The 25,852-nt window shown below is 63.7% G+C and carries 31 protein-coding genes and 1 riboswitch; of the genes, 16 read left to right on the top strand and 15 right to left on the bottom strand.

The window, feature by feature from the left end; translation table 11 throughout:
* Nucleotides 1–9 precede the first annotated feature (9 nt).
* Complete coding sequence (locus V1290_RS24735; RefSeq protein ID WP_334366787.1) at nt 10–822, bottom strand: SDR family NAD(P)-dependent oxidoreductase; 813 nt, start codon at nt 820–822, stop codon at nt 10–12.
* Nucleotides 823–940: 118 nt separating this feature from the next.
* Nucleotides 941–1,519, bottom strand: coding sequence for a 6,7-dimethyl-8-ribityllumazine synthase (locus tag V1290_RS24730; protein WP_247511783.1), 579 nt, complete (start codon nt 1,517–1,519; stop codon nt 941–943).
* 76 nt (nt 1,520–1,595) lie between these two features.
* Nucleotides 1,596–1,748, bottom strand: a riboswitch (FMN riboswitch).
* 185 nt (nt 1,749–1,933) lie between these two features.
* Here V1290_RS24730 and V1290_RS24725 point away from each other — a divergent pair.
* Nucleotides 1,934–2,911 (top strand): Bug family tripartite tricarboxylate transporter substrate binding protein, encoded by a 978-nt coding sequence (locus tag V1290_RS24725; protein WP_334366785.1) that lies wholly within the window; start codon nt 1,934–1,936, stop codon nt 2,909–2,911.
* Between the two features lie 80 nt (nt 2,912–2,991).
* Here V1290_RS24725 and V1290_RS24720 read toward each other — a convergent pair whose 3' ends face one another.
* Nucleotides 2,992–3,816, bottom strand: coding sequence for an LON peptidase substrate-binding domain-containing protein (locus tag V1290_RS24720; RefSeq protein WP_334366784.1), 825 nt, complete (start codon nt 3,814–3,816; stop codon nt 2,992–2,994).
* 556 nt (nt 3,817–4,372) lie between these two features.
* On the opposite strand from V1290_RS24720, the gene V1290_RS24715 reads away from it, so the two are divergent.
* A complete protein-coding gene (locus V1290_RS24715; RefSeq protein WP_334366782.1) occupies nt 4,373–4,873 on the top strand; it encodes a YbjN domain-containing protein in 501 nt (166 codons plus the stop codon).
* A 124-nt stretch (nt 4,874–4,997) separates the two neighbouring features.
* Complete coding sequence (proC, locus tag V1290_RS24710) at nt 4,998–5,864, top strand: pyrroline-5-carboxylate reductase (RefSeq protein ID WP_334366781.1); 867 nt, start codon at nt 4,998–5,000, stop codon at nt 5,862–5,864.
* A gap of 113 nt (nt 5,865–5,977) precedes the next feature.
* On the opposite strand, the gene V1290_RS24705 is transcribed toward proC, so the two are convergent.
* The 4 genes from V1290_RS24705 to V1290_RS24690 all read right to left on the bottom strand — a co-directional run bounded on the left by V1290_RS24705 (nt 5,978) and on the right by V1290_RS24690 (nt 9,536).
* The gene (locus V1290_RS24705; protein ID WP_334366780.1) at nt 5,978–6,373 is read right to left on the bottom strand and encodes a thioesterase family protein; all 396 of its coding nucleotides are present in this window, start codon (nt 6,371–6,373) and stop codon (nt 5,978–5,980) included.
* Between the two features lie 155 nt (nt 6,374–6,528).
* Entirely contained in the window at nt 6,529–6,732 is a 204-nt protein-coding gene (locus V1290_RS24700; RefSeq protein WP_171710092.1) for a tautomerase family protein, read from the bottom strand.
* An 83-nt stretch (nt 6,733–6,815) separates the two neighbouring features.
* Complete coding sequence (gene hisS / locus V1290_RS24695) at nt 6,816–8,195, bottom strand: histidine--tRNA ligase (protein WP_442895073.1); 1,380 nt, start codon at nt 8,193–8,195, stop codon at nt 6,816–6,818.
* Between the two features lie 264 nt (nt 8,196–8,459).
* Nucleotides 8,460–9,536, bottom strand: a complete 1,077-nt coding sequence (locus V1290_RS24690; RefSeq protein WP_334366778.1) for a branched-chain amino acid aminotransferase — start codon at nt 9,534–9,536, stop codon at nt 8,460–8,462.
* Nucleotides 9,537–9,868: 332 nt separating this feature from the next.
* Between V1290_RS24690 and V1290_RS24685 the strand changes: the two genes are divergently transcribed.
* The 3 genes from V1290_RS24685 to V1290_RS24675 are packed head-to-tail and all read left to right on the top strand — an operon-like array spanning nt 9,869 to nt 12,548.
* Nucleotides 9,869–10,417, top strand: coding sequence for a MarR family winged helix-turn-helix transcriptional regulator (locus V1290_RS24685; protein WP_334366777.1), 549 nt, complete (start codon nt 9,869–9,871; stop codon nt 10,415–10,417).
* Nucleotides 10,414–11,154, top strand: coding sequence for a response regulator transcription factor (locus V1290_RS24680; protein ID WP_334366776.1), 741 nt, complete (start codon nt 10,414–10,416; stop codon nt 11,152–11,154). Before V1290_RS24685 ends, V1290_RS24680 begins: the two co-directional genes overlap by 4 nt.
* An 8-nt stretch (nt 11,155–11,162) precedes the next feature.
* Nucleotides 11,163–12,548, top strand: a complete 1,386-nt coding sequence (locus V1290_RS24675) for an ATP-binding protein (protein WP_334366775.1) — start codon at nt 11,163–11,165, stop codon at nt 12,546–12,548.
* A gap of 173 nt (nt 12,549–12,721) precedes the next feature.
* On the opposite strand, the gene V1290_RS24670 is transcribed toward V1290_RS24675, so the two are convergent.
* Together V1290_RS24670 and V1290_RS24665 are read right to left on the bottom strand one after the other, a co-directional pair.
* Nucleotides 12,722–13,258 (bottom strand): DUF3617 domain-containing protein, encoded by a 537-nt coding sequence (locus V1290_RS24670; RefSeq protein ID WP_334366774.1) that lies wholly within the window; start codon nt 13,256–13,258, stop codon nt 12,722–12,724.
* Nucleotides 13,259–13,360: 102 nt separating this feature from the next.
* Nucleotides 13,361–13,666 (bottom strand): hypothetical protein, encoded by a 306-nt coding sequence (locus V1290_RS24665; protein ID WP_334366773.1) that lies wholly within the window; start codon nt 13,664–13,666, stop codon nt 13,361–13,363.
* Nucleotides 13,667–13,830: 164 nt separating this feature from the next.
* On the opposite strand from V1290_RS24665, the gene V1290_RS24660 reads away from it, so the two are divergent.
* The gene (locus V1290_RS24660) at nt 13,831–14,292 is read left to right on the top strand and encodes a hypothetical protein (RefSeq protein ID WP_334366772.1); all 462 of its coding nucleotides are present in this window, start codon (nt 13,831–13,833) and stop codon (nt 14,290–14,292) included.
* 125 nt (nt 14,293–14,417) lie between these two features.
* Nucleotides 14,418–15,098, top strand: coding sequence for a ribonuclease T2 (locus tag V1290_RS24655; protein WP_334366771.1), 681 nt, complete (start codon nt 14,418–14,420; stop codon nt 15,096–15,098).
* Between the two features lie 330 nt (nt 15,099–15,428).
* On the opposite strand, the gene V1290_RS24650 is transcribed toward V1290_RS24655, so the two are convergent.
* Genes V1290_RS24650 through V1290_RS24630 form a run of 5 tightly spaced genes read right to left on the bottom strand, consistent with a single transcriptional unit; the run spans nt 15,429 to nt 17,392 of the window.
* Nucleotides 15,429–16,049, bottom strand: coding sequence for a dihydrofolate reductase family protein (locus V1290_RS24650; RefSeq protein ID WP_334366770.1), 621 nt, complete (start codon nt 16,047–16,049; stop codon nt 15,429–15,431).
* Entirely contained in the window at nt 16,049–16,555 is a 507-nt protein-coding gene (locus tag V1290_RS24645) for an SRPBCC family protein (protein WP_334366769.1), read from the bottom strand. Before V1290_RS24645 ends, V1290_RS24650 begins: the two co-directional genes overlap by 1 nt.
* Before the next feature lie 3 nt (nt 16,556–16,558).
* The gene (locus V1290_RS24640) at nt 16,559–16,900 is read right to left on the bottom strand and encodes an ArsR/SmtB family transcription factor (RefSeq protein ID WP_334366768.1); all 342 of its coding nucleotides are present in this window, start codon (nt 16,898–16,900) and stop codon (nt 16,559–16,561) included.
* Nucleotides 16,901–16,908: 8 nt separating this feature from the next.
* The gene (locus tag V1290_RS24635) at nt 16,909–17,211 is read right to left on the bottom strand and encodes a hypothetical protein (RefSeq protein WP_334366767.1); all 303 of its coding nucleotides are present in this window, start codon (nt 17,209–17,211) and stop codon (nt 16,909–16,911) included.
* The gene (locus tag V1290_RS24630) at nt 17,204–17,392 is read right to left on the bottom strand and encodes a hypothetical protein (RefSeq protein ID WP_334366766.1); all 189 of its coding nucleotides are present in this window, start codon (nt 17,390–17,392) and stop codon (nt 17,204–17,206) included. The genes V1290_RS24635 and V1290_RS24630 overlap by 8 nt, the downstream gene beginning before the upstream one ends.
* 109 nt (nt 17,393–17,501) lie before the next feature.
* Here V1290_RS24630 and V1290_RS24625 point away from each other — a divergent pair, with 109 nt between their 5' ends.
* Nucleotides 17,502–18,362, top strand: a complete 861-nt coding sequence (locus V1290_RS24625; protein ID WP_334366765.1) for a 23S rRNA (adenine(2030)-N(6))-methyltransferase RlmJ — start codon at nt 17,502–17,504, stop codon at nt 18,360–18,362.
* A 262-nt stretch (nt 18,363–18,624) separates the two neighbouring features.
* Nucleotides 18,625–18,840, top strand: coding sequence for a cold-shock protein (locus tag V1290_RS24620; protein WP_028350729.1), 216 nt, complete (start codon nt 18,625–18,627; stop codon nt 18,838–18,840).
* A 163-nt stretch (nt 18,841–19,003) separates the two neighbouring features.
* On the opposite strand, the gene V1290_RS24615 is transcribed toward V1290_RS24620, so the two are convergent.
* Nucleotides 19,004–19,630: an outer membrane protein gene (locus tag V1290_RS24615; protein ID WP_334366763.1), complete on the bottom strand. Its 627-nt coding sequence runs from the start codon at nt 19,628–19,630 to the stop codon at nt 19,004–19,006.
* Nucleotides 19,631–19,851: 221 nt separating this feature from the next.
* Between V1290_RS24615 and uvrC the strand changes: the two genes are divergently transcribed.
* The 6 genes from uvrC to V1290_RS24585 all read left to right on the top strand — a co-directional run bounded on the left by uvrC (nt 19,852) and on the right by V1290_RS24585 (nt 25,770).
* On the top strand, nt 19,852–21,915 hold the full coding sequence (uvrC, locus tag V1290_RS24610; RefSeq protein ID WP_334366762.1) for an excinuclease ABC subunit UvrC: 2,064 nt from the start codon (nt 19,852–19,854) through the stop codon (nt 21,913–21,915).
* 102 nt (nt 21,916–22,017) lie between these two features.
* Nucleotides 22,018–22,632, top strand: coding sequence for a CDP-diacylglycerol--glycerol-3-phosphate 3-phosphatidyltransferase (gene pgsA / locus V1290_RS24605; RefSeq protein WP_334366761.1), 615 nt, complete (start codon nt 22,018–22,020; stop codon nt 22,630–22,632).
* Complete coding sequence (moaD, locus tag V1290_RS24600) at nt 22,629–22,880, top strand: molybdopterin converting factor subunit 1 (protein WP_028350725.1); 252 nt, start codon at nt 22,629–22,631, stop codon at nt 22,878–22,880. Before pgsA ends, moaD begins: the two co-directional genes overlap by 4 nt.
* 6 nt (nt 22,881–22,886) lie before the next feature.
* Nucleotides 22,887–23,354, top strand: a complete 468-nt coding sequence (locus tag V1290_RS24595) for a molybdenum cofactor biosynthesis protein MoaE (protein ID WP_334366760.1) — start codon at nt 22,887–22,889, stop codon at nt 23,352–23,354.
* Nucleotides 23,354–24,319, top strand: coding sequence for a 50S ribosomal protein L3 N(5)-glutamine methyltransferase (gene prmB / locus V1290_RS24590; protein WP_334366759.1), 966 nt, complete (start codon nt 23,354–23,356; stop codon nt 24,317–24,319). The genes V1290_RS24595 and prmB overlap by 1 nt, the downstream gene beginning before the upstream one ends.
* A gap of 104 nt (nt 24,320–24,423) precedes the next feature.
* On the top strand, nt 24,424–25,770 hold the full coding sequence (locus V1290_RS24585; RefSeq protein ID WP_334366758.1) for an aspartate aminotransferase family protein: 1,347 nt from the start codon (nt 24,424–24,426) through the stop codon (nt 25,768–25,770).
* Nucleotides 25,771–25,852 lie beyond the last annotated feature (82 nt).

Below are 25,852 nucleotides of genomic sequence, written 5' to 3'. Positions count from 1 at the left end.
AACCTTTCCTCAAAATCCCGGTCGCGGCACCAAATTCATCAGCATATTGGCATAGCCGCCATCGACCATGATCTCCTCGCCATTGACGTAGGACGCGCGATCGCTGGCGAGAAACAGGATCGCATCGGCCATGTCCTGCGGCATGCCGACCCGCCGCAACGGCACGACTGCGGCGCGACGCTCGGTGACGCCGGGCGTATCGTAGAACGCCTGGCTCATCGGCGTGATCACCATGCCTGGACTGACGACATTGCTGCGGATGCCGTGCGGCCCCCATTCATTGGCGAGCTGCCGCGACAGCATGATCACGCCGGCCTTGCTGACGCTGTAGGCGCCGCTCTGCCCCTGCGCGTTGCTGCCCGCGATCGACGCGACGTGAACCAGACTGCCGTGGCCAAGCGCGCGCATCTGCCGGCCGAACACCTGCGCGCAAAGAAAATAGCCGGTCAGGTTGACGGAGAGAACGGCGTTCCATTCGGCAAGCGTCAAGACGTCGAGCGCACCCGGACGCAGCACCGCCGCGGTGTTGACCAGCACGTTGCATGGCCCCAGCGATTTCTCGATCGTCGCGGCCGCGGCGGTGACGCTCTCGACATCCGTCGTATCGCAGCGCGCGATCACATGATCGGCGCCGAGCTTGCCGAGCTCGGCGCGCGTTATCTCAAGGCCACGTTCATCGAGATCGATCGCGGCCACGCGGGCGCCGGCCTGGGCAAGACTGAGAGCAACGGCGCGGCCGATCCCACCTCCCCCGCCCGTCACCACGCAGACGCGGCCTGACAGGCCGAGCCAATCGGAAGATGTTTGCTCAGTTGCAATCATTGAGGCCTCCAATCAAGCGCTCCGTTCGTCATTGCGAGGAACGTAGCGACCGAAGCAATCCATTCTTCTTTCGCGGCAAGATGGATTGCTTCGCTTCGCTCGCAATGACGGGGACTTGCTACCCCCCAATCCCCGCCGCGACCTGACCGCGCAGCCGCTCCAGGCTGTGTAGCGTGTTGGCGCAGGCTTCGGCTACCTCGATGCCCTTGATGACGAAATGCTTGCGGAAGAATTCGTGGTGCACGGCGCTTTCATGGAATTGCTGCGGCGTCAGCACCGCCGAGAATACCGGCACCTCGGTCCTGAGCTGCACGTCCATCAGCGCCTTGATCACGGTGTCGGCGACGAATTCGTGGCGATAGATGCCGCCGTCGACGACGAGGCCTGCTGCCACGATCGCGGTGTAGCGCCGCGTCTTGGCGAGCAGTTGCGCATGCAGCGGTATTTCGAACGAGCCCGGCACCTCGAACAGATCGACCTGCGCGCGCGTGATATGGCGCGCTTCGATCTCTTCAAGAAAGGCAATGCGGCATTCCTCGACCACGTCGCGGTGCCACGACGACTGCACGAAGGCGATGCGCTGCGGCTTGACGAAACGCGGATGCACCGGCGCCGGCGGACGCTCGGGCACGTCAGGAACGTGATGGGCTTCGGCTGCTTGGGATTGGACTTCAGGCTCTTGCAACATCTGATTCATGGCTTTCCTCTTTCAGGACCAGAATCAGGGCATACGGAACGACGCCAGCCCACGCGCAAAGGTGCGAGCCGCCGCAAACCGTTCTCTTTCATCCGGACTGTAACCGTCGGCTTCGGAATCACACCGAATCTGCTGACCCTTCTGCTCAGGCGAGAAGAAGGCGCTCGCGGGCTTGGGCTACGTCACCCTTACCGCCGGTGGGGATTTTCGCCCCGCCCTGAGAACATCGGCCGCCCGGAATGGACGACCTGTCGAAGGATATGACCAAGGCCGGGCCGTCAGCAAGCTTCTTTGGCATGGGGAATCGGCATGTCCCCATGCCGCCGGAACAGGGCATGTGGCCTGCCGGATCGCTGCCTTTACTCAAACCGCGGCAATTGAGATAGGCTTGCCAAGAACAGGGGGACGCTCAACATGAAAATTCTTCGTCGGAATTTCCTCAAGCTCGCCGGCGCACTGATCGCTGCGCCTGCCTTGCCGCGACTGGCATCCGCGCTCGACTATCCGACGCGGCCGACGAAGATCATCGCAGGCTTCGCTGCAGGAGGCGGTGTCGATATCACGGCGCGGCTGATCGGCCAGTGGCTGGCCGACCATCTCAAGCAACCCTTCGTCGTCGAGAACCGCACCGGCGCCGGCGGCAATATCGGCACCGAGGCCGTCGTGAATGCGGCGCCCGATGGCTACACGCTGTTGCTGGCGACGGTACCAAACGCGGTCAACGCCTCGCTCTACGAAAAGCTCAATTTCAATTTCGTCCGCGACGTTGCGCCGGTGGCCGGCGTCATTCGTGTGCCGATGGTGGTGCTGGTGCACCCCGCGGTGCCGGCGCAGACCTTGGCCGAATTCATCGCTTACGCCAAAGCCAACCCGGGAAAGGTCAACATGGCCTCCGCCGGCAGCGGCAGCGCGCCACACATGGCGGGCGAGTTGTTCAAGATGATGACCGGCGTCGACATGATCCACGTCCCCTATCGCGGCCAGGGGCCGGCAATGACGGACTTGATCAGCGGCCAAGTGCAGATCCTGTTTGCCGCCGCGCCCGGCACCGCCGATCACATCAAGACCGGCAAGCTGCGCGCGCTCGCGGTGACGACGGCCACGCGCATGGCGGAGCTGCCGGAGGTTCCGACCGTAGGCGATGTCGTGGCAGGCTATGAAGCCAGCCAGTGGTACGGCTTTGCGGCACCGAAGAACACGCCGGCCGAGGTCGTCGACAAACTCAACAAGGAGATCAACGCGGCGATCGCCGATCCCGGCATGAAGGCCCGGCTTGCCGCCATCGGCGGCGCGCCGATGCCGGGCTCGCCTGCCGATTTCGGCAAACTGATCGCAGACGAGACCGAGAAATGGGGCAAGGTGGTTCGCGCAGGTGGGCTAAAGCCGGAGTGAAGCGGCGATTTGCGAACGGTCCGGGAGATACCGATGCACGGCGAAACATTCACGAATCCGAAAGCGGTCCCGCCGGTTCTTCAAGCCGCCTGTTGACCGGCTTTCAGCAACTCGAGAATCTTCTCAAGCCGCGTAACCACATCGCTGGTTTCCAGGAGTTGCTGCCGCTGGTCTAGTCCGACCGACAGCAATGGTGCAACTGAATCGGCCAACATCCCGGGCTCTTCGATGCTGGGCAGCCGCAGACGCGCCTGAAGCGGCTTTGGCAGCGATGTATGATCGAGATTCGCATAGACCCTGTAGGCTTCGATGACGGCTCCGCACAGCGCAGTGGCATCCGCCGTCCGGCCGCGGCTCTCCACGCATGGCGCAATCTCCGCTGCCAAAAATTCTTCCTCCTTGCGCCTGACGACCAAAGCGCGTTCGAGGCCGGATACAAGGGCCTTGAGAGTGCCGTCCGGCAGCGCAACGCAATGGATCACGTCTGCGGTTGTACCCACCGAGTAAAGCGCATCCAGCGCCGGATCGTCGTCGCCGGAGCGCTGCTGCGTAAGCACGAGAACTCGGCGATCGGTCGCTAGAGCGCGCTCGATCGCGCGCTTCGTCTTGTCGCGCCCGACAAAGATCGGCGCAAACATTTGCGGAAACAGAACGAGGTCCCGCATCGGCACGATCGGAACCACCGGCCGCGCCGGCGTCGCCTTCAAGCCCGTGGCCGGCCGCGGCGTCTCCGATGAAGCCGGCTGGCTCGCTTGAATCTTCGCAGCCAGAAAATTCCAGTCCGGAAAGCCGAGCGTCCTCGCGACCAGTTCGAGGCTCTCGCTGTGGGTTAAGGAAACAGATTTGGCCTTCAGGGCCTCGCGCAGGGTGTGCGCCATAGCCTTTGCATCGCGGAAATCACGCATGGGATCCTCTGCATTGGCGAACGAGAAAATGTCAGGCGCTTGCGTTACTGACTCGTTCGCTTGGGCAAAGGGTGCCTGAAGCGGCTCGATACATTCACCGTACCCTCAACAGGGCGCAAGCAGCGGGTCGTATCCACCCGAACGAAAATATGCGCCCCGGCCCGCGCGGCTGTCAATTGCACGGCTTCAGTATGTGCCGTCTCCGCGCCAGGCCGAGAAAGCGAGACGATGCCGGGAAAATTAACCACAAATTAACCATTGTGGCGGACCTGCCCAATTTCCTCCGGCGTCTTAGACTCCGTAGCGCTCGAATCCGATTCCGGTTTGTTCTCAAATTAATAGGTATGACCGCGTTCAACTGTGGACGACGCCGCTTTGGCCTGTGGACGGACTCAGGGGTCAGTTGCGCGGATTCCGCAAATCACATCACTTGATCTCGGCAGGCCCCGGGATGATCCGCGAACGGGGGATTGCAGTCGGCGGCACCGCATCAGTTCAACGCGTGCCGTCCCCTTGGGTGCGTATCAGAAGAATTCAAAAACAAGGTCGAGACGGCATGTCCCTCCTCGAAGGCATTATTGATTCCCGGAACAACCCGCTCGCGGCCGTCGAGGACATCGCCGCCGAAAACAACTGGGCGTTCGAGCGCTCCGGCGAAGACGAAGTCACGATCGTCTCCAAGGGGAACTGGACCGACTACCAGCTCTCCTTCACCTGGATGGCGGAGATCGAGGCGCTGCACCTGGCCTCCGCGTTCGACATGAAGATTCCCCCCGCACGCCGCGCGGAAGTGCAGCGGCTGATCGCGGCGATCAACGAACAATTATGGGTCGGCCACTTCGACATCTGGAACCACACCGGCATGATCATGTACCGGCAAGCGCTGCTGCTGCCGGGCGGGCTGACCGCCTCGACCGCGCAATGCGAGGTCATGCTGGCCGGCGCCATCCACGCCTGCGAGCGCTACTACCCCGCGTTCCAGTTCGTGGTCTGGGCGGGAAAGAGCGCCGTGGAAGCCATGAGCGCGGCCATGTTCGATACCGAGGGCGAGGCGTAGGCCCCGCCGCTTCCACACGCACGGTGTCGTCCCTGCGAAAAGCAGGGACCCATACTCCGTGACCGCCAGGCTCAAGCAAACTGCTTGTGGCCCCTTCTGAGCATTACTAAAACCGCCGGTGGTTATGGGTCCCTGCGTTCGCATGGACGACGGCAGAATTCATGGTGACACCGTGAAAACCAACACACTCCAAAATCTCCGCGGCACCATTGCGCTGGCCGGCGCGGGCAAGATGGGCGGCGCGATGCTGAGCGGCTGGCTGGCCGGCGGGCTCGACGCAAGCCGCGTGATCGTGATCGAGCCGCAGCCATCCGCTGAGATCGGCGCGCTGGCGGCGCAAGGCGTCCGCCTCAATCCGAAGGACGCGGGTACAGTCGATACGCTGGTGATGGCGGTGAAGCCGCAGACGTTCCGCGAAGCGGGGCCGGCGCTGAAGTCATTCGTCGGAGCGAACACGCTCGTCGTCTCGATCATGGCGGGCACGACCATTGCGGCACTTGAAGAAGTCTGCGGCGGCATGGTGGTTCGCGCGATGCCGAACACGCCGGCCGCGATCGGCCGCGGCATCACGGTTGCGGTCGCGGCGAAAAATGTCAGCGCCGCGCAACGCGCCACGGCCGATGCGCTGCTGCGCGCCACCGGCTCGGTCGAATGGGTCGAGGACGAAAGCCTGATGGATGCGGTGACCGCCGTGTCCGGCTCCGGCCCGGCCTACGTGTTCCTGCTCGCCGAAGAGCTCGCGCGCGCCGGCGTCGAGGCCGGCCTGCCGGCCGAGCTTGCAACGAAGCTCGCGCGCGAAACCGTCGCCGGCTCCGGCGAACTGCTGCACCGCTCGGAACTTGCCTCGGCCACGCTGCGCCAGAACGTCACCTCGCCCGGCGGCACCACCGCGGCCGCGCTGGAAGTGCTGATGGCCAACGACGGCCTGCAGCCGTTGATGATCCGCGCGATCGCGGCGGCAACGAAGCGCTCGAAGGAATTGGCGAAGTAGACGGAATCGTAGGGTGGGCAAAGCGCAAGCGTGCCCACCATTGCGAGCACGGTGCCGGATGGTGGGCACGGCGCAAGCGCGCCTTTGCCCACCCTACGGTTCGGCGGTCGCCGCTACTTCCCTGCAAGCCTCTTCGTGAACGTCTCGACATTGACGAGACCGCGGGCGTGGCGGCCGTCGCCTATTCTGCGCTCGCCTTCGAAGGCTTCGACTTCGAAGCGGATCACGCGGCGCTCGACGGTTACGACCTTTCCCGTGACGCGTACCGTCGCGCCGACCAGCGAGGCGCCGAGATGGCGGATATCGACCTCGGTGCCAACCGTGATCCAACCCGGCTGAAGATGGCCTCTGATGGCGTCGCTCGAGGCCATCTCCATTTCCAGAATCATCATCGGCGTCGCATAGACCATCGGCATATCAGGCACGAAATGCCCGACCGTGCGCTCGGGCGGCACGACCAGCGTCCGTTCCGCGCTCATGCCGATCTTGATGAAGTCGCGTGCGTCCATGGGGATTCCTGCTGCAAACAACTCCCGCTGTCGTCCCGGCGAACGCCGGGACCCACAACCACAAATCTACGTGGCCCGGCCGAGCTGGGGCTCCAGCTTGCTCCAACAACAACGCCGGTGGTTATGGGTCCCTGCGTTCGCAGGGACGACGGGAGTTACTTCTTCGCCGCTGCAGCGCGTTCCACGAACGTCTTGCCGCCCTTCATCTTGTGGGTGAGCGGCGCCTCGTTGATCTGGATCACGACGGCTTCCGCATCGACGCCGAGGTTCTTCACCAGCGCCTGGGTGATGTCGCGCATCATGCCGACTTTCTGTTCTTCGGTCCGGCCGGCGGCCATGCTGATGGTGATCTCAGGCATCGGTAGTGCTCCCTTTGTTTTGCTTACCCGGCAATCCATCATTTTGAAGATGGATACGCGGGTCAAGCCCGCGCATGACAAAATCAGTTGCCCCACTTCACGTCATGGCGCGCGAGCACCTCGCGCACGCGTGTGACGATCTCGCTTTCGGCGCAGGAAAACTGAGCGGGGCGAGTCTCACGCCATTCCTGGTTGGAGGCGATCGCGGCTGCCGCCTTGGCGCCTTCGATCAGATCCTTGATCTGAATTTCGCCGCGCGCCTTTTCGTCCGAACCCTGGATGATCACGCAAGGCGAGTTGCGGCGGTCGGCATATTTGAGCTGGTTGCCCATGTTCTTCGGGTTACCGAGATAGAGCTCGGCGCGGATATTGGCGTTGCGAAGCTCGGCGACCATTTTCTGGTAGTCGGCGACACGATCGCGATCGAACACGGTGACCACGACGGGGCCGAAGTCGGGCCGCGTGTCGAGCTTGCCGAGCATGGTCAGCGCCGCCTGCAAGCGCGACACCCCGATCGAAAAGCCCGTTGCCGGCACCGGCTCGCCGCGGAAGCGCGAGACGAGACCGTCATAGCGGCCACCGCCGCCGACCGAGCCGAAGCGCACTGGTCGGCCTTTCTCGTCCTTGGTTTCGAGGGTGAGTTCGACCTCGTAGACCGGACCGGTGTAATATTCGAGACCGCGAACGACAGATGGATCGATCACGATACGGTCCTCCCCATAGCCCGACGCCGTCACCAGCTTGCTGATCGCATCGAGTTCGTCGCGACCTTCCTGTCCGACCTTGCTGTCGCGCAGCCGCGCATCGATCTGTGCGCCCTGCTCGATCGCACCAACGACCAATGCAATGTCATCAGGCTTCAGGCCGGCGCCTTTGGTAAAGTCTCCCGACTCATCCTTGCGGCCCTCGCCCAACAACTGCTGCACGCCGGAAATGCCGAGACGATCGAGCTTGTCGATCGCGCGCATCACCGTCAGCCATTGTCCGTCATCGGCAATGCCTAGCGCATCGCGCACACCATCAAGCACCTTGCGGTTATTCACCTTCACCACATAGGAGCCGCGGGGAATGCCGAGCGCTTCCATCGTATCGGCGGCCATCATGCACATCTCAGCGTCCGCCGCCGGCGAGGCCGAGCCCACCGTGTCGGCATCGAACTGCATGAACTGGCGGAAGCGGCCGGGACCTGGCTTCTCGTTGCGATAGACGTAACCCGCGCGGTAGCTGCGATACGGCTTCGGCAGCGCGTCGAAATTCTCGGCCACATAGCGCGCCAGCGGCGCTGTCAGATCGTAGCGCAGCGAGATCCACTGCTCGTCGTCGTCCTGGAACGAGAACACGCCTTCGTTCGGCCGGTCCTGGTCGGGCAGGAATTTGCCGAGCGCATCGGTGAACTCCATCGCCGGCGTTTCCACCGGCTCAAAACCGTAGCGCTCGTAGACCTCGCGGATTTTCTCGACCATCTGGCGCGTGGCCGCAATCGCGGCCGGGCCACGGTCTTCGAGCCCGCGCGGCAGCCGCGCCTTCAGTTTCTGCGGTTTTTTGGGCTTTTGGGTATTGTCACGCATACGGCGGTCCTATCAGCGCGCGCCGGACGCGGCAAGCGCGGCCTCGTCTGCACAGGAACCAGAATTCATCATGCTGGCTCGTCCCGGCCATGACGGAAAGATCCGGCCACACCCGGCAACCCTGCGATTGCAGAAGCAGCGGAACGATTCCGCCGCCGGTCACAGGACCTTTCTGATCCAGTCGTGCGGGTCCGCTGCGCGCCCGTACTGGATATCGACGAGCTTCTTGCGCAGCCCTATGGCGACAGGGCCGGCGACGCCGCCGCTGATCAGAAAATCGCCGCTCGCCGAGCACACCTTGCCGATCGGCGAGATGACGGCTGCGGTACCGCAGGCGAACGCCTCTTTCAGTTTTCCGCTGGCGGCATCCGCGCGCCACTGGTCGATCGTGTAGGGCTCCTCGCGCACGACCGTGCCGGAATCCTTTGCCAGCGCGATGATCGAATCGCGGGTGATGCCCGGCAGGATGGTGCCGAGCGGCGGCGTCGAGAGCGAGCCGTCGTCGAACACGAAGAAGACGTTCATGCCGCCGAGCTCCTCGATGTAGCGGCGTTCGATCGCGTCGAGAAAAACGACCTGATCGCAGCCGTGCTGGATGGCCTCAGCCTGCGCGCGCAGGCTCGCGGCGTAATTGCCGCCGCATTTGACGGCCCCGGTGCCGCCGATCGCGGCGCGCGTATAATTCTCCGACACCCAGATCGACACCGGCGCAGGTCCGCCTTTGAAATAGGAGCCGACCGGCGAGGCGATGACGGCGAAGATGTATTCCGCCGATGGCTTCACGCCGAGGAATATCTCGCTCGCGATCATGAAGGGCCGCAAATAGAGGCTGCCCTCGCCGCCCGGGATCCAGGCGCTGTCGATGCGCACGATCTGCTCGACCGCTTCGATGAAGATAGCCTCGGGCAGCGGCGCCATGGCCATGCGCTCAGCCGAATTGTTGAAGCGCCTCGCGTTGGCGTCGGGGCGGAACAGGTTCACGCCGTTGTCGCGCTTATAGGCCTTGAGGCCTTCGAAAATCTCCTGCGCGTAGTGCAGGACGGCTGTCGCCGGATCGAGCGGAAAATTTGCGCGGGCCTCGACCCGCGCGTCATGCCAGCCGTTCGCCTGATTGTAGCGGACGATGGCCATGTGATCGGTGAAAATCCGGCCGAAGCCCGGGTCCACGAGCTTGGCCGCGCGCTCCCTCTCAGGAGTTGGATTCGCCGCAGGCCGGATTTCGAATTTCAAACTCATTCCCCTTTGCCCTTGTTTCCCGCTATTGGAAATCGGCGCCCATATTGGCGCCGGCATGCGTCTTCCGGGCCTTCACGGGTCTGAACTTCACCATCACCGGCCTTGCGGCCGGCTTCCGTCGCCGTCATGTCGGTCGAGGACATGCTTTTGCGGGATGCCGAAGTCCAGTATGTTTGCCGAAATGCCGCTCGACAATCGCACGGTAATCCATTTGCGGCCGTTGCCGCCATCGCTGGCTTTTTCCGGCTGCCTGACACGTCACCAGGTTCGAAACGACCTAAAGTTTCGTCGTGGCTGGAAGTTTTGTAACATTGAACCCAAGATATGTCAACATGACTGACATAAATTTCTCAAAGGGCTCCGTAGCCTCCGATTCGCAGGAGGCCGCCAGCCCTGCCCCGCGGGCTGGCGAATTTCGCTGGGACATTATCGAGCTGCTGTTTTTCGCCTATCGCGACTTCGTCGGCGACGCCGACCATGAGCTCGAGGCTTTCGGGTTCGGCCGCGCCCATCACCGCGTGATGCATTTCGTCTACCGCTACCCCGGCCTCAAGGTCGCCGACCTCCTGGACGTGTTGCGGATCACCAAGCAGTCGCTTGGCCGGGTGCTCAAGCAGTTGCTCGATGAGGGCTACATCATCCAGAAGACGGGCAATAACGACCGCCGGCAGCGCCTTCTTTACGCCACCCCGAAGGGCGAAGCCTTGGTGGCAAAGCTCGCAGGGCTGCAGACCGATCGCATCACCCGCGCGCTCCGGGACATCAATCCCGAAGGTGTCGCCGCGATCAGCGAGTTCCTGCGCGCGATGATCGATCGCGACGACCCCGACAAGGTGTTGGAGGCGATCTTCGGGATCGGCAGCAAGAAGCCAAGGGAGTGACTGTGCCGCAAGGAGCAACCATCGCTGCAGCCACCACGCGCGCGCCGCGGCAACTGGCTGATGACGCCCCGCATCTGCTCTTGGTCGACGACGACCGCCGTATCCGCGATCTGTTGTCGCGGTTTCTGACCGGCGAGGGCTATCGCGTCACCACTGCCTCAAGCGCGGGCGATGCGCGCGCAAAACTGCTCGGCCTGCATTTCGACCTCCTGATCCTCGACGTCATGATGCCCGGCGAAACCGGGTTCGACCTGGCGCGATTCATTCGCACCTCCTCGTCGGTGCCGATCATCATGCTGACGGCGCGTCACGAGGCGGAGGCGCGGATCGAGGGCCTGCAGATCGGCGCCGACGATTATGTTGCGAAGCCGTTCGAGCCGCGCGAGCTGATCTTGCGGATCGGCAATATCCTCAAGCGCTCCGCGCCGCCGCCGGTGGAGGCGCTGGAGCAGATCGCGTTCGGCCCCTACATTTTCCATCTCGATCGTGGCGAACTGCGCCAGGGCGAGGAGATCGTTCACCTGACCGACCGCGAGCGCGAAATGCTGCGCATCCTGGCCGCCAGTCCCGGCGAAACGGTGCCGCGCGCGGCGCTGACCGGCGGCGGCACGGTGAACGAGCGCGCAGTCGACGTGCAGATCAACCGGCTGCGGCGCAAGATCGAGCGCGATCCCGCCAATCCGCTGTTCCTGCAGGCGGCGCGCGGCATCGGCTATCGCCTGGTTGCGTCGCCCTGAGCCAGCTCATGAGCACGCTCGACACCGGCCTGACGTTCATCCGCAACGCGTCGCAACGCGTCTCCAGGGCCAATGGCTGGATGGGTAACGCGTTCAAGGGCTGGATGCCGACCGGCCTCTATGCCCGGGCGCTCCTGATCATGATCGTGCCGATGGTGATCCTGCAAACGGTCGTGGCGTTCGTGTTCATGGAGCGGCACTGGAACACGGTGACACGGCGCCTGTCGGCGGCCGTGGTGCAGGACATCGCCAGCCTGATCGACGTCTACAAGGCCTTTCCGCAGGACAAGGACCGCGCGCAGTTGCGCCACATCGGGCAGCGGCTGCAACTGGTCGTCGATTTTCTTCCCGTCGGCGATATGCCGCAGCCCGGGCCGAAACCATTCTTCTCGCTGCTCGACCAGACCCTGTCGTCGCAGATCGGCCGCCAGATCCGCCGCCCGTTCTGGATCGATACCGTCGGCAAGTCCAATCTGGTTGAAATCCGCATCCAGCTCGACGATGCCGTGATGCGCGTGTTCGCGCAGCGCAGCGCCGCCTATGCCTCCAATTCGGAGATTTTCATCTTCTGGATGCTCGGCACCTCCTCGATCCTGCTGATCGTCGCGGTGCTGTTCCTGCGCAACCAGATCAGGCCAATCCTGCGGCTGGCGGACGCCGCCGAAAGTTTCGGCAAGGGCCGCGAGGTGCCGAATTTCCGTCCGCGCGGCGCGCGGGAGGTGCGGCAGGCGGCACAGGCATTCCTGGAGATGAAGGCCCGCGTCGAACGCTCGATCGATCAGCGCACCGCGATGCTCGCCGGCGTCAGCCACGATTTGCGCACCATCCTGACCCGCTTCAAGCTCGAGCTGGCGCTGATCGGCGACAGTCCCGAAGTCGACGGCATGCGCAAGGACGTCGACGAAATGTCCGGCATGCTCGAGGCCTATCTCGCCTTCGCGCGCGGCGACAGCGGCGAGATCGCGCAGCCGACCGACATGGCGATGGCGCTGGAGGAGTTGCGCAGCGACGCCGAACGCCACGGCCATACCGCAACCGTGACGTTCCACGGCCTGCCGGTGGTGACGGTGAAGCCAGCCTCGTTCAAGCGCTGCATCGCCAACCTGGTTTCCAATGCGGCGCGCCACGCCAACACGGTCGCCATCACGGGCCACCGCGATCACCGCTATCTGACGGTGACGGTCGACGACGACGGGCCGGGCATTCCGGTCAATATGCGCGAGGAAGTGTTCAAGCCGTTCCTGCGGCTCGACGACGCCCGCAACCAGGACGAGGGCGGCACGGGCCTCGGCCTCGCCATTGCCCGCGACATCGCCCGCTCGCACGGCGGCGACATCACGCTCGGCGACAGCCCGATGGGCGGCCTGCGCGCGGCGGTAAGGGTGCCGGTGTAGGTACCGAACTGTGTCGTCCCTGCAAACGCAGAGACCCATAACCACAGGGCTTCGTTGTTGAACAAAAAGCCGTTGAACGGCGGCTCTCAAAATTTACGGCACGGCGTATGGGTCCCCTGGGTTCGCAGGGACGACAATTCGCCGCGACAGATTCTGCGACCTCGTTACTTCCCCTACTTCTTCGGAATCAGCGCCTTCAGCTTTTCCATGTCCTTGATGTTCATCTTCATGCCGCCGGGCATGATGATGTCGCCTGGCTTCTGATCCGCCTTGCAGGCGCCGACCCATTTGGCCTCGATCGTCGAGCTGTTGTCGCGCGGAGCGCCGGCCATGCCGCCCTCACTCTGCGAGGTCGATTTTACGGTGTAGGCGGAATTGAAGTCGCCGGTGATCTCGGCACGGGATTTGACCGTGATCCCGGCGACGCCGCAGACGGAATCAGTGACGTAGCCGGTTGCGGTCTTCTGGATATCCTGCTTGGAGCAGATCTCCTTGGCCAATGGCGACATTGCGGTGCTCATGCCCTTGTCGGTGGTCTCGTCGGTGCATTGGTGCATCGTCATCTCGGATGACGGCGAGCCCGTGCTCACCACTTTCATCTCCCACAGGCCGGCCTTGCGCACCGGCAACTCCACGGCGATAGCGCCGCTTTCCGGCAACAGAGCAAGCACACCAACGGCCGAACAAGATACAAGAAGCAGTCGTCTCATGGGTGGCCCCCGCTGAATTCTTCCAGAGATCGTCATCGCGAAGTGAACACACGCTCCGCGTGGCGAAAACATGTCCAGCCGGAAAACAGGTAGCGGCAGCGCTCAGTAAAGCGTGCGCAGCGGCCGCTCAGCGGCGCCATAGGGCACCCAGCGGCAGGCAAAGGAAACGTAGCCGCCGTAATTGGGCTGCACGCCGAGGAATTTCACCACCTTGCCGTAGCGGGCGCAGTGATCGACGGCGAGCTGGCGGGCGTCAGCCTGCATCGCGAGCGGATAGGCGATGATGCCGCCGGTGTCGTTGCCCTTGAACGGCGGTACTGTGTCGATATCCCACCAATGCGCCTGCGCCGGCGCCGCCGCCAGCATCCCGCCCATGGCAATCAGGCTCGCGGCCACAATTCTTCGCATCGCAGACTCCATTTCGCTCGAACCGCACCATAGTGTGCGCCGATGGCCGTGAAAAGAATGCTTGCGGCACGAGGCGGACTTGGCTGTCAGGTGTTGCCGCGCTGCACTTGACCTTGTCAGGGCTTCGCGGCACCGTCCATGCGTTGGCTTACTGGCGGATTCCCATGCGCAATTTGTTCACATCCTTGAGAGCACTCGGCCTGACGGCAGCGGCGCTCGCTTTGTTGGTCTCCAGCCAGGCCGCGCAGGCCGCCAACCCCATGGAGCTCAATTTCGGGTTGTTCGGCCCACGCTATGACGGCCGCGTCGCCGAATGCGAGCGGGCGCTATCGACGATCGCGTACCAGTTCCAGGAGAAAGAGAGCAAGTTCTGGAATTCGGCGCTGACGATTACCGGTTACAGCCGGATCCATGAAACCGCCTTTCGACCATGGCAGTCCGACAACATTCCGCGCCGCTACTGCAGCGGCGACGTGATGCTGAGCGACGGCAAGATGCGCACCGTGCACTACTCGATCATCGAGGATGGCGGCTTTGCCGGCTTCGGCCAGGGCGTCGAATGGTGCGTGACCGGGCTTGACCGCAACTGGGCCTACAGCCCCGGCTGCAGGGCCGCGCGGCCCTGATCGCCCTGAAATCCGGCAAGCGATCCCCGGCCGACTCGGGCCGATTGTGGGATTGATCCAATTTTGTTCTTGAAATGTTCCGACTCCCTGCTAGGCTCCCGGTAGTCGAGTAGAGGGGGCGTTCGATGCACGGGTCCATCATTATTTCGCGGCTTCTGATTTCGCTGGCTCTTGTTGTCGTCCTGGCCGGGACAGCGTCCGCACAAGACCGCCGGCAGAACGCGCCAGGCGAATTCGATTTTTATGTCCTGGCTCTTTCCTGGTCGCCCTCCTTCTGCGAGGCGGCGGCTGAGCGCGGCAATAGCGGGCGATCACAGGCCCAGTGCAGCCGCCCCTATTCCTTCGTGGTTCACGGCCTGTGGCCGCAATATGAGCGCGGCTTTCCCGAATATTGCCAGCGGCCCTCGCCGCGGCTCGATCGCAACATCATGACCTCGATGCTGGACCTGATGCCGGCGCCCGGCCTGATCTTCAACGAGTGGGACAAGCACGGCACCTGTTCGGGCCTTGGCGCGCGAGCCTATTTCGAGAGCATCCGGAAGGCGCGCGCGGCGGTAAAGATTCCCGAGGAATTCCTGCAATTGCCGGAGCAGAAGACCATCGCCCCCGGCGATGTCGAGGAGGCCTTTATCAAGATCAACCCGGGCTTGAGCAGTTCGGCGATTTCGGTGACCTGCTCGAGCCGGCGCCTGAGCGAGGTGCGGGTCTGCCTGAGCAAGGACATGGAATTCCGCGCCTGCGACGAAATCGACCGCCGCGCCTGCCGGCGTGACGAGGTGGTGATGCCGCCGGTAAGGGGCGGCTGAAGACCCGCTTACCGCCATGCCAGGCATGGCGGCCGCCTTGCGCAGACTGCCTAGAGTTGTCTGCGTTCCCGGTCATCCACGGCTTATCGTCATCTGCAAGACACGTGGATGGCCGGGACCTATCTGCAGCAAAACGTCGCCGACATTTTGGCCCTGATCCTGAGGCGTTTCGCGAAGCAGGACCCGTCTTCGCCATCCCGTCTTCGCCAAGGCTTCGCCGGGTTTTCAGGCCGAGATCGCAGCCCGAACGCTCGCCCTTCCTGACGATCAGAGCTTCGAGGAACTCACCGCGCTGCTGACCTCGGCGGGGAAGCGCTGAGGTCGAGACAGTTACCGCTCCCGGACTGCGTAGGTCAGGTGGGTCACCCGCCGCGTCGGCTCCGCGCGGACCGGCTCCAGGGCCACGCGGCCCGCGTCCACGCCCTCGAACAGGCGGATTCCGGAGCCGAACAGCACGGGTGAAAGCGCGATCGAGAACTCGTCGATCAGGCCAGCGTTCACGTACTCCAGAATCGTTGCGCCGCCGCCCGCGATACGGACGTCTCGGTCGCCGGCGGCCTCGCGAGCCTGATCGAGCGCGGACTCGATGCCGTCATTGACGAAGTGAAAGGTGGTCCCACCCAGCCGCTCCCAGGGGTCACGCTTCTCGTGCGTCACGACGAAGACCGGCGTGTGGAACGGCGCCTCCTCCGGCCAAGCCTGCTCGCCGGCGTCGAACATGCGCTTGCCCATCACGCTCGCGCCGGTGCGCTCGAACGTCTCCCGCACAATGTCGTTGTCGCGCCCCTCCTCGCCGCCCTCGCCGAGCTTCAGGTTCTCCCGGATAAACCGCTGCGGGAACATCCACTGCTGCAGTTCCATCCACTGCTGCCCCATCAAATCCTCGAGGGACTCGGGCGCGATGAACCCGTCCAGCGACATCGACACGCTAAAGAACACCCTCCCGGCCATCAGTCCTCAACTCCTTTTCGAACGATCTCGGTGACGTAGGCAGCCAGTTTGCTCAGGGTCTGCTGGCCGCCCTCGATCGCGTGGTACTTCTCGACCGCCTCGTCGCGCAGCTCCTTGGTGGGGAACACCGTGCGCATCTCGATCCGGGTCGCCGCGCCGTCGGGCCCGAACGTGAGGACCGACTCAAAGGCGTTCGGGTCGCCGCGGGACTCACCATGCAGCATCGCGATCCGCTCCGGCGGGGCGATCTCGGTCCAGGAGATCCACTCCTGGTAGTCCGTCCCGTCCGGTCCGTGCATCACGAAGTCCCACTCCCCGCCGACGCGGAACTCGAACGCCCGCGTGGTGGTGGTGAATCCCTCCGGTCCCCACCATCTCGACAGATGCCGGACTTCGGTGAATGCCTCGAACACCAGCTCCCGCGGGCCATCGATGACGCGGGAGATCACGATCTCGCGGTCGGCCGTCGCTGACTGCGCTCGCGCGTCGTGTCCTGTCGCGGCCATCGGTCACTCCTTCTGCCTTGCCTGCTTGAGGTCCTGCACGTACGCGTCCAGTCGGTCAAAGCTCTCATTCCAGAACCGCTCGAACCCGCCAGTCCACTCATGGACCGGTCGCAGCTTGCGGGCGTCAATGCCGTACAGGCGCTGCTTGCCTGCCTTGCGGTCCCGGACCAGCCCGACCTCCCGGAGCACCCGCAGGTGTTTGGACGCCCCCGGCTGGGTCATCCCCAGCTCCTGGGCCAACTCGGTCACTGGCCGCTCACCCATCCGCAGCAGTACCAGGATTTCCCGGCGCTGCGGCTCGGCGATAGCGTTGAAGATGTCCGACGTCGTCGCTGCTCGTGCCATGGGCGCCATCATATTCCGATATCGGCATGCGTCAAGTCGGAAGAAATCAGGCGGGTCTTGTCAGATGACGATCGCGCCAGCAGAACCACCAGGATCTGCGCGCCGACCAGCGGCAGCCCGGTGAGCCAGTGCACGCCGGTGATGGCTAGCTCGAGGCCGGGGTAGAGCGACGACACCGCCAGCAGGTCGCTGCCGGCGACGAACCCGTCCCTCCCGACGAGGTCGAGCAGCGTGCTGAGGTGGAACGACTCCTCGGTGCGGGTGGCCATCAGCGGATTGCTGAACTGCAGTTTGGTCAACGTCTTAGCCATTCTTCCGCTCCATGATTTGCTCGAATCGGCTCAGCCAGTCTTCGAGAAAGCGCTGGTGGCTCTCGAAGGCGCGCTCCATGTTCGCCGCCGCGCTCTGCATTCGATCAGCGGCGGATTGCATTGCGTGGCCGGCGGACCTGACATCGTCAGCGCCGATCAGGTGAACATATCGTTCGCTCATCGGAGGTACGCCGGAGCCCTGGTCCTCCGAAGCGTTTCGCGAAGCAGGACAAGCCCGGCCCCGACGAGTAGAAGACAATACGTCTTCTCCAATTGGTCGGCCGATTGCCATGAACTACCGACACGCCTTTCACGCCGGCGGCTTTGCCGATGTCATCAAGCACATCGTGTTGGTACGCATGCTGACCTATCTGCAGGAAAAGCAGGCCCCGTTTCGCGTCATCGACACCCATGCCGGCGCCGGGCGCTATGATCTCACGGCTGAGGAGGCGCGCCGCGGCGGCGAATGGCTGACCGGCATTGCGCGGGTAATGCAGGCGCGGTTCTCGGAAAGCGCGCTGCCGCTGGTGACCCCCTATCTCGATATCATCAGGGCATTCAATGCGCCGGGCCGGCTCGAGGCCTATCCCGGATCGCCCCTGATCGCCCGCGCTCTGCTGCGGCCGCAGGACCGCCTCACGGCCTGTGAAATCGAGCCCAATGCCCGCAGGCAATTGATCGATGCGCTGCGCCGCGACAGCCAGGCGCGGGTGGTCGATCTCGACGGCTGGACGGCGTTGCCGGCCTTCGTGCCTCCCAACGAGCGGCGCGGTTTGGTGCTGATCGACCCCTCGTTCGAGCAACAAGACGAATTCGAGCGGCTGGCCGGCGGATTCGCCGAAGCCTACGCGAAGTGGCCGACCGGCAGCTATCTGATCTGGTATCCCGTGAAGAGCCGGCGCGCCACCGACACGCTGGCACGGCTCGTCGCAAGCGCTGCCGCGGCCAGCAGGCCGGCCGGGAAATGTCTGCGGCTTGAATTCAGCGTTGCGCCGCAGGAGCCGGGCGGCCCCCTCGCCTCCACCGGCCTCCTAATCGTCAATCCGCCGTGGACGCTGGCCGGTGAGTTGAAGACAATTCTACCCGAGCTAGAAAAACCGCTCGGCCAGGGCGGGGCCGGCCGGTTCAGGCTGGAAACGCCCAAGCCGTGAGCCTCGGCGCGGCCGGTGGAAAGTGCGAATCGCCGTAGGCAATTTACGCGAAACCGTATTATGCTCAGTCCGTTGGGACTGGCTTTACGTTCCGCTTCCGCGAATGGTTGCGGCGGAGTGATCAAGGCCGAATAAGAATCCGGGTCGATCGGCGGCGTGAATCCGATCAGCTCAGGTGGCCAAGCTTCCGGCAGCGAATGTCCGGTCGGCCGATGCGCGAGATGCGCGTAACGGCAGAGCAATACGGGGGAGGAGTTTCCCGATGGCCATGACTGGAACAGTCAAGTTCTTCAACGGAGAACGCGGCTACGGCTTCATCAAGCCCGATGACGGCGGCCGCGATGTGTTCGTGCACATCACCGCCGTCGAGCGGGCCGGATTGAAGGATTTGACTGAAGGGCAGCGCATTACGTTCGAGGTCGAACCGGATAAGAAGGGCAAAGGCCCCAAGGCGGTCAACCTGGTGATTTCATCGTGAGCTGACGCTCACGTTGAACGCGGACTGAATTCTTGCTGCGAAGATTGCGCTGGGCATGGCGTCGCCGTCCACAGCGTGGAGATTTGCAATGCCCGCGGCCTGAAGGCAAAAAAATCCCGGCGACTTACTGCCGCCGGGAGGTGGTCGCCGCCAGTTTCTTTTCTTAGAAGTGCCAGTTCACGCCGGCCCGTATCAGGCCGAACCGGTAACCGTTCGACGCACCCGTAATAACGAAGTTGCTGTTGGCCAGATCGACATAGAGATATTCGATCTTGGCGCTCCAATTCGGCGCGAGTCCCACTTCGGCGCCGGCGCCGAGCGTCCAGCCCACATTGGTATGAGATTCCGTCAGGCCAAAGGTAGTAGCGCGCAGCTCGCCGAAGGCGAGACCGCCGGTGCCGAAGAACAAGATGTTGTTGAACGCGTAGCCGGCGCGGCCGCGAATCGTGCCGAACCAAGGGTTGGAAAATTTCCATGGCGCGAAGGTTTCTTCGGCGCCGGTCGCCTGGATGTCGCCTTCGAGACCGAACACCCACGGTCCGCCGTTCTGCCAATTGTAGCCGGCTTGAACGCCGCCGACGAAACCGGACGGCTTGGTCGGATTGTTCGCGACCGAGCCCCAGGCATAGCCGAGGTTGCCGCCGAGATAGGGGCCAGCCCAGCTATCGGGGCCGAACTGCGTCTGGTTGACTGTCAAGGGCGGGCGCGATCCGTAGAGGTCGGCCGCCCGCGCCGACGTGGTCCAGCCGGTAGCGATCAGCGCCAGCGCGCCCCACACAAGCCTGCTCATCCCCCAACTCCACGCAACTGCCGCGACCCTGCCGGCGAGAAACCGGCCTGGTTACGGAACTCCACCTTTTTCCGGTAAGATTTATCGAGAGTTTTAAGTTAAAGGGTTGTTAAGCCGGGTTAGCGCCCACTCATCAGTCTTAAGGAAGCGTTACCAGCGTCTCCACGAAGAGCGCGCCGCGAGCGCTGGCGATGCCGCCCTGCAGCGCTTAATTTAGGCCCATGGATCACGATTCTACCGACCATCCGCAGCCCCCGCGCAAGGCGCGGCGGAGTTCCCAGCCGGATTTGCCGCCCCAGGACCTGACTGCCGCCGCCGACGTCGATCCCGCGACATCTGCCGCCGAGGAGGACGACGAGGCGCGCCTGCCGGAAGCCCCCGAGGAGCCCACTGATGCGATTGCCGAAGGCCCGCTGGCGGTCGGCCACGCAGCCATCGAAAACGCGGTGCGGCTGGCACCGACCTCTCCCGGCGTCTACCGCATGCTCAATACCGCCAGCGACGTGCTGTACGTCGGCAAGGCGAAAAACGTTCGCAAGCGGCTTGCCTCCTACGCCCGCGTCAACGCGCCCTTGCCGGCGCGCATCCTTCGGATGATCGCGGCGACCGTCACGGTCGAGATCGTTTCCACCACGACCGAGACCGAAGCGCTGCTGCTGGAAGCCAACCTGATCAAGCAGCTACGGCCACGCTTCAACGTGCAGCTACGCGACGACAAATCGTTCCCCTACATCCTGATCACAGGCGACCATTGGGCGCCGCAGATCCTCAAGCATCGCGGCGCCCAGACCAGGCCCGGACGATATTTCGGGCCGTTCGCATCCGCCGGCGCCGTCAACCGCACCATCACGGCGCTGCAGCGCGCGTTCCTGATCCGCTCCTGCACCGACGGCTTTTTCGAAAGCCGCACGCGGCCCTGCCTGCTGTACCAGATCCGCCGCTGCTCCGGGCCCTGCACCCGCGAGATCGACTTCCCCGGCTATGGCGAGCTGGTGCGCGAGGCTACCGATTTCCTGTCCGGCCGCAGCCATGCGGTGAAGGAGCTGCTCGCAGCCGAGATGGAGAAGGCATCGAACGAGCTCGAATTCGAGACCGCGGCGCTCTATCGCGATCGTCTCGCCGCGCTGTCGGCGATCCAGTCGCAGCAGGGCATCAATCCCCGCACAGTGGAAGAGGCCGACGTGTTCGCCATCCATCAGGAAGGCGGCTATTCCTGCGTCGAAGTGTTCTTCTTCCGCACCGGCCAGAACTGGGGCAACCGCGCCTATTTTCCGCGCGCGGAAAAGTCGTTCACGCCGCAGGAAGTCTTGGCCTCGTTCCTCGCACAATTCTACGACGACAAGCCGCCACCAAAACTCATCTTGCTGTCGCATGAGATCGAGGAATGCGCGCTGCTGGCCGACGCCCTGTGCGTGAAGGCCGGCTACAAAGTCGAAATCTCGGTGCCGAAGCGCGGCGAGAAAAAAGAACTGGTCACGCATGCGCTGACCAATGCGCGCGAGGCGCTCGGCCGCAAGCTCGCCGATACCGCGACCCAGGGCCGGCTCCTGGAAGCGATGGCGAGCACATTAGGACTGCCGCAGGTGCCGAAGCGCATCGAGGTCTACGACAACAGTCACATCCAGGGCACCAACGCGGTCGGTGCAATGATCGTGGCGGGACCGGATGGCTTTATCAAAAACCAGTATCGCAAGTTCAACATCAAGTCCGAGGGACTGACGCCCGGCGACGACTACGCGATGATGCGCGAAGTGCTGGAACGGCGCTTCAAGCGGCTGTTGAAGCCGCCGGAGGGCGATGCGGCCAAGGCCGACGATGATTCGTTTCCGCAATGGCCCGACCTCGTCATCATCGATGGCGGCCGTGGCCAGCTCAACGCCGTCAGGGAAATTTTCGAGGGTCTGGGACTGACGCAGGTCTGCCTGATGGCCGTGGCAAAAGGCCCGGACCGCGATGCCGGGCGCGAGACCCTGTTCATGCCTGACCGCGAAGCCATCAAGCTCGAACCACGCGATCCCGTCCTGTATTTCATCCAGCGGCTGCGCGACGAGGCGCATCGCTTCGTGATCGGCTCGCACCGCAAACTGCGGAAAAAGGACATCCGAGAAGCGGGCTTGCAGGAAATCCCGGGCATCGGCCCGTCACGCAAACGTGCCTTGCTGCACCACTTCGGAACACTGAAGGAGATCGAGCGGGCCTCGATCGCGGACCTCGGCAAGGTTCCAGGCGTTAGCGCCGAGAGCGCCCGCAAGATCTTTGAGTTTTTCCATGCACAGGCGGGTTAAGGGGACTTCGCGTCGAGAGGCATGTCATTTGGGCGTCGCCTGCGACAGATGATCTACATCCGCACGGTTGACCTTCACGCTCCAGCGGTATTGGTAAGACGGATGAACATCGCGACAACTAAGGGACAGGCCAAGACCCTGTCCCTGCCGAACATTCTAACCTACGCCCGTATTGCCGCCATTCCGGTGGTGGTCGGCTGCGTTTTCGCCCAATCCATCCAGGACGGCCCGCTCTGGCTGCGCTGGGTAGCGCTGGCGGTCTTTCTCGCCGCCGCCGTGACTGATTACCTCGATGGCTACTATGCGCGAATTTGGGACCAGCAATCCGCCTTTGGCCGGATGCTCGACCCGATCGCCGACAAGCTCCTGGTAGCGTCCTGCCTCTTGATGCTGGCCGCCGATAGCAGCATCCACGGCTGGACCCTGTGGGCCGCCATCGTGATCCTGTGCCGCGAGATCCTGGTCTCGGGTTTGAGGGAATATCTCGCGGCGTTGCGGGTCAGCGTACCCGTGACCAAGCTGGCCAAATGGAAGACCACGATCCAGTTGGTCGCAATCGGTTTCCTGATCGCGGGCGAGGCGGGCGAGCAACTCCTGCCTGCGACCACCCTGATCGGGATCGTCCTGTTGTGGATGTCGGCGCTCTTCACGATCTACACCGGCTGGGACTATTTCCGCGCCGGCATCCATCACCTCATCAAGGAGGATGAGGGATGAGGGTCAAATATTTCGCCTGGGTGCGTGAGCGGGTCGGCGTCGCCGAAGAAACCGTCGAGCCGCCGGCCGACGTGCGCACGGTGAGCGATCTGATCGGCTGGCTTTCCAGCCGCGGCGAGACTTACGCCCATGCCTTCGAAAAGCCGAAGGTGATCCGGGCTGCGATCGACCAGGCCCATGTCAAGCCCGATGCCGTGATATCAGGCGCACGCGAGATTGCATTCTTCCCGCCGATGACCGGCGGCTGACTTACTATGTCCGTCACCGCGACCATTCGCATCCAGGAAGCGGATTTCGACGCTGCGCAGGAGATCGCGGCGCTCACCAGAGGCCGCACCGATATCGGCGCCGTCGTCACCTTCAGCGGCATCTGCCGTGGCAGCGAGAACGGCGAGCCGATCGCAGCACTGACGCTCGAGCATTATCCCGGCATGGCCGAAGCCGAGATCGGCCGCCACGCCGACGAGGCGCTGTCGCGCTGGCCCTTGCAGGGCCTCACCATCATTCACCGGTTCGGCCGCATCGCGCCGGGCGAGAACATCGTGCTCGTGGTAACCGCCTCGCCGCATCGCCAGGCGGCCTTCGAAGCGGCGGAATTCCTGATGGATTATCTGAAGACCAACGCGCCGTTCTGGAAGCGCGAGGAAAGCGAAAAAGGCGCGAGCTGGATCGAAGCGCGCGATCACGACGACGCCGCCGTCGCGCGCTGGACCAAGTCCTGATGGCCAAGCGCACCAAGCCGGCGGCGAAGCGCGGCCAGACCACATCGAGACTTCCCAAGGTCGGCGCGGGAGAACTGCTGACGCTGCTCGATTTCGTCCGCTATGCGGTCAGCCGTTTCGTCGAGGCCAAACTGGTATTTGCGCACGGCACCACCGATCCGCTTGCCGAAGCCGCATTCCTGGTCTGCGAAGCGCTGCACCTGCATCCCGACCAGTTCGAGACGTTCGCGACCGCGCGCGTCACCGTCGCCGAAGGCAAGAAGATCCTCGATCTGATCGCGCGCCGCGTCACCACGCGAAAGCCCGCCGCCTATCTCGTCAACAAAATCTACATGCGCGGCCTGCCCTTTTACGTCGACGAGCGGACCATCGTGCCACGTTCCTTCATCGGCGAATTGCTGGACCAGCACTTCGGCCGCGATGGCGATGACGAGGCGGGCTCGCTGATCTCTGATCCTGACACGGTGGAAAGCGTGCTCGATCTCTGCACCGGCTCGGGCTGCCTCGCCATCCTGGCCAGCCGGAATTTTCCGAATGCGGCGATCGATGCCGTGGACATTTCCAAGGATGCGCTCGAAGTCGCCGCACGCAATGTCGGCGATTACGGGCTTCAGGACAGGCTCACGCTGTACCGCGGCGATCTGTTCAAGCCGCTGGGGGATAAGCGCTACGATCTCATCATTTCCAATCCGCCCTATGTCGACGCGGAAGGCATGGCCGGCCTGCCGCGCGAATGCCGAGCCGAACCGAAACTCGCCTTCGATGGCGGCTTCGATGGGCTCGACATTGTCAGGCGCATCCTCGACGAGGCGGCCGCGCACCTGACGCCGCAGGGCGGACTGTTATGCGAGATCGGCCGCTGCCGCCCGCAACTGGAAGCCGCCTATCCGCAACTGCCGCTGCTCTGGCTCGACACCGAGGATTCCGAGGGCGAAGTGTTCTGGATCGCGGCGGCCGATCTCTGAACTGTCCGATTACGCGAAAAATATCACGTCGTGGTGGCGTTCCCGTGTCGCGACGAAACTGATACCTTGGGGCAAATCCGACGTTAAAGCTGAAGAGGCCTTCCATGCTGGATAAGAGCCCCCGCCCCACCCCCGTCAACGTTCCGAACGATCTCGCCGCGCACTGGATGCCGTTCACCGCGAACCGGGCGTTCAAGAAGAACCCGCGGCTGCTCGCCGGCGCGAAAGACATGCACTACTTCACCGTCGACGGTCGCAAGATCATCGACGGTGCCTCGGGCATGTGGTGCACCAATGCCGGACACGGCCGCACCGAGATTTCGTCGACGATCGCCAAGCAGGCCGAGGCGCTGGACTACGCGCCGCCGTTCCAGTTCGGCATCCCGCAGGCCTTCGAACTTGCGAGCCGCATCGCCGAACTGGCGCCCGATGGGCTCGACCACGTGTTCTTCTGCAACTCCGGCTCGGAAGCGGCCGACACCGCGCTCAAGATCGCGCTGGCCTATCACCAGATCAACGGCCAGGGCAGCCGCATGCGCCTGATCGGCCGCGAGCGCGGCTATCACGGCGTCGGCTTCGGCGGCACCGCCGTCGGCGGCATCGTCGGCAACCGAAAACTGTTCGGCTCGCTGCTCACCGGCGTCGACCATCTGCCGGCGACCTATGATCGCGAGAAGCAGGCGTTCAGCAAGGGCGAGCCGGAATATGGCGCGCATTTCGCCGACGAGCTCGAACGGCTCGTCAACCTGCACGGCGCCAACACCATCGCTGCCGTGATCGTCGAGCCGATGGCTGGCTCGACCGGCGTGCTCCCGGCACCGAAGGGCTATCTCAAGCGGCTGCGCGAGATCACCCAGAAGCACGGCATCTTGCTGATCTTCGACGAGGTCATCACCGGCTATGGCCGGCTCGGCTTTGCCTTTGCCGCCGAACGCTATGGTGTGGTGCCCGACATGCTGACCTTCGCCAAGGGTGTTACCAATGGCGCCGCGCCGATGGGCGGCGTGCTGGTGCGCGACACCATCCATGATGCTTTCATGAGTGGCCCGGAACATGTGGTCGAGCTGACCCATGGCTACACCTATTCCGCGCACCCGCTGGCCTGCGCCGCGGCTCTTGCCACCCTCGACATCTATCGCGACGAAAAGTTGTTCGAGCGCGCGCGTGAGCTCGAGCCGAAATTCGCCGACGCTGTGATGTCGCTGCGCAACGAGCCGGGCGTCGTGGATATCCGCACCGTCGGTCTGACCGCCGGCATCGATCTCGCACCGGTTGCGGATGCGCCGGGCAAGCGCGGCTTTGCCGGGCTCAACAGCGCCTTCCACGACCATGATCTGATGCTACGGGTGGCCGGCGATACGCTCGCGCTGACGCCGCCCCTGATTATCACCGAAGACCAGATCGGCGAGATTATGGACAAGGTCGCCAAGGTGATCCGAGCGACGGCGTAAGCGCCAGCATCGGCTCTGACCGGGCAGGAACATTCGAAACGACCCCGCGTTCATTACGTTTGGCGGAGGCGATCCTGCCTCC

This window comes from Bradyrhizobium sp. AZCC 1578, from assembly GCF_036924675.1.
Classification (GTDB): domain Bacteria; phylum Pseudomonadota; class Alphaproteobacteria; order Rhizobiales; family Xanthobacteraceae; genus Bradyrhizobium.
This window is presented reverse-complemented; position numbering and strand designations above follow the sequence as displayed.

Excerpts from the sequence above, each read along its gene's own strand:
- V1290_RS24735 (WP_334366787.1), bottom strand. The coding sequence starts at position 822 with ATGATTGCAACTGAGCAAACATCTTCCGATTGGCTCGGCCTGTCAGGC.
- V1290_RS24730 (WP_247511783.1), bottom strand. The coding sequence starts at position 1,519 with ATGAATCAGATGTTGCAAGAGCCTGAAGTCCAATCCCAAGCAGCCGAA.
- V1290_RS24725 (WP_334366785.1), top strand. The coding sequence starts at position 1,934 with ATGAAAATTCTTCGTCGGAATTTCCTCAAGCTCGCCGGCGCACTGATC.
- V1290_RS24720 (WP_334366784.1), bottom strand. The coding sequence starts at position 3,816 with ATGCGTGATTTCCGCGATGCAAAGGCTATGGCGCACACCCTGCGCGAG.
- V1290_RS24715 (WP_334366782.1), top strand. The coding sequence starts at position 4,373 with ATGTCCCTCCTCGAAGGCATTATTGATTCCCGGAACAACCCGCTCGCG.
- proC (WP_334366781.1), top strand. The coding sequence starts at position 4,998 with ATGGGTCCCTGCGTTCGCATGGACGACGGCAGAATTCATGGTGACACC.
- V1290_RS24705 (WP_334366780.1), bottom strand. The coding sequence starts at position 6,373 with ATGGACGCACGCGACTTCATCAAGATCGGCATGAGCGCGGAACGGACG.
- V1290_RS24700 (WP_171710092.1), bottom strand. The coding sequence starts at position 6,732 with ATGCCTGAGATCACCATCAGCATGGCCGCCGGCCGGACCGAAGAACAG.
- hisS (WP_442895073.1), bottom strand. The coding sequence starts at position 8,195 with ATGGTCGAGAAAATCCGCGAGGTCTACGAGCGCTACGGTTTTGAGCCG.
- V1290_RS24690 (WP_334366778.1), bottom strand. The coding sequence starts at position 9,536 with ATGAGTTTGAAATTCGAAATCCGGCCTGCGGCGAATCCAACTCCTGAG.
- V1290_RS24685 (WP_334366777.1), top strand. The coding sequence starts at position 9,869 with ATGACTGACATAAATTTCTCAAAGGGCTCCGTAGCCTCCGATTCGCAG.
- V1290_RS24675 (WP_334366775.1), top strand. The coding sequence starts at position 11,163 with ATGAGCACGCTCGACACCGGCCTGACGTTCATCCGCAACGCGTCGCAA.
- V1290_RS24670 (WP_334366774.1), bottom strand. The coding sequence starts at position 13,258 with ATGAGACGACTGCTTCTTGTATCTTGTTCGGCCGTTGGTGTGCTTGCT.
- V1290_RS24665 (WP_334366773.1), bottom strand. The coding sequence starts at position 13,666 with ATGCGAAGAATTGTGGCCGCGAGCCTGATTGCCATGGGCGGGATGCTG.
- V1290_RS24660 (WP_334366772.1), top strand. The coding sequence starts at position 13,831 with ATGCGCAATTTGTTCACATCCTTGAGAGCACTCGGCCTGACGGCAGCG.
- V1290_RS24655 (WP_334366771.1), top strand. The coding sequence starts at position 14,418 with ATGCACGGGTCCATCATTATTTCGCGGCTTCTGATTTCGCTGGCTCTT.
- V1290_RS24650 (WP_334366770.1), bottom strand. The coding sequence starts at position 16,049 with ATGGCCGGGAGGGTGTTCTTTAGCGTGTCGATGTCGCTGGACGGGTTC.
- V1290_RS24645 (WP_334366769.1), bottom strand. The coding sequence starts at position 16,555 with ATGGCCGCGACAGGACACGACGCGCGAGCGCAGTCAGCGACGGCCGAC.
- V1290_RS24640 (WP_334366768.1), bottom strand. The coding sequence starts at position 16,900 with ATGGCACGAGCAGCGACGACGTCGGACATCTTCAACGCTATCGCCGAG.
- V1290_RS24635 (WP_334366767.1), bottom strand. The coding sequence starts at position 17,211 with ATGGCTAAGACGTTGACCAAACTGCAGTTCAGCAATCCGCTGATGGCC.
- V1290_RS24630 (WP_334366766.1), bottom strand. The coding sequence starts at position 17,392 with ATGAGCGAACGATATGTTCACCTGATCGGCGCTGACGATGTCAGGTCC.
- V1290_RS24625 (WP_334366765.1), top strand. The coding sequence starts at position 17,502 with ATGAACTACCGACACGCCTTTCACGCCGGCGGCTTTGCCGATGTCATC.
- V1290_RS24620 (WP_028350729.1), top strand. The coding sequence starts at position 18,625 with ATGGCCATGACTGGAACAGTCAAGTTCTTCAACGGAGAACGCGGCTAC.
- V1290_RS24615 (WP_334366763.1), bottom strand. The coding sequence starts at position 19,630 with ATGAGCAGGCTTGTGTGGGGCGCGCTGGCGCTGATCGCTACCGGCTGG.
- uvrC (WP_334366762.1), top strand. The coding sequence starts at position 19,852 with ATGGATCACGATTCTACCGACCATCCGCAGCCCCCGCGCAAGGCGCGG.
- pgsA (WP_334366761.1), top strand. The coding sequence starts at position 22,018 with ATGAACATCGCGACAACTAAGGGACAGGCCAAGACCCTGTCCCTGCCG.
- moaD (WP_028350725.1), top strand. The coding sequence starts at position 22,629 with ATGAGGGTCAAATATTTCGCCTGGGTGCGTGAGCGGGTCGGCGTCGCC.
- V1290_RS24595 (WP_334366760.1), top strand. The coding sequence starts at position 22,887 with ATGTCCGTCACCGCGACCATTCGCATCCAGGAAGCGGATTTCGACGCT.
- prmB (WP_334366759.1), top strand. The coding sequence starts at position 23,354 with ATGGCCAAGCGCACCAAGCCGGCGGCGAAGCGCGGCCAGACCACATCG.
- V1290_RS24585 (WP_334366758.1), top strand. The coding sequence starts at position 24,424 with ATGCTGGATAAGAGCCCCCGCCCCACCCCCGTCAACGTTCCGAACGAT.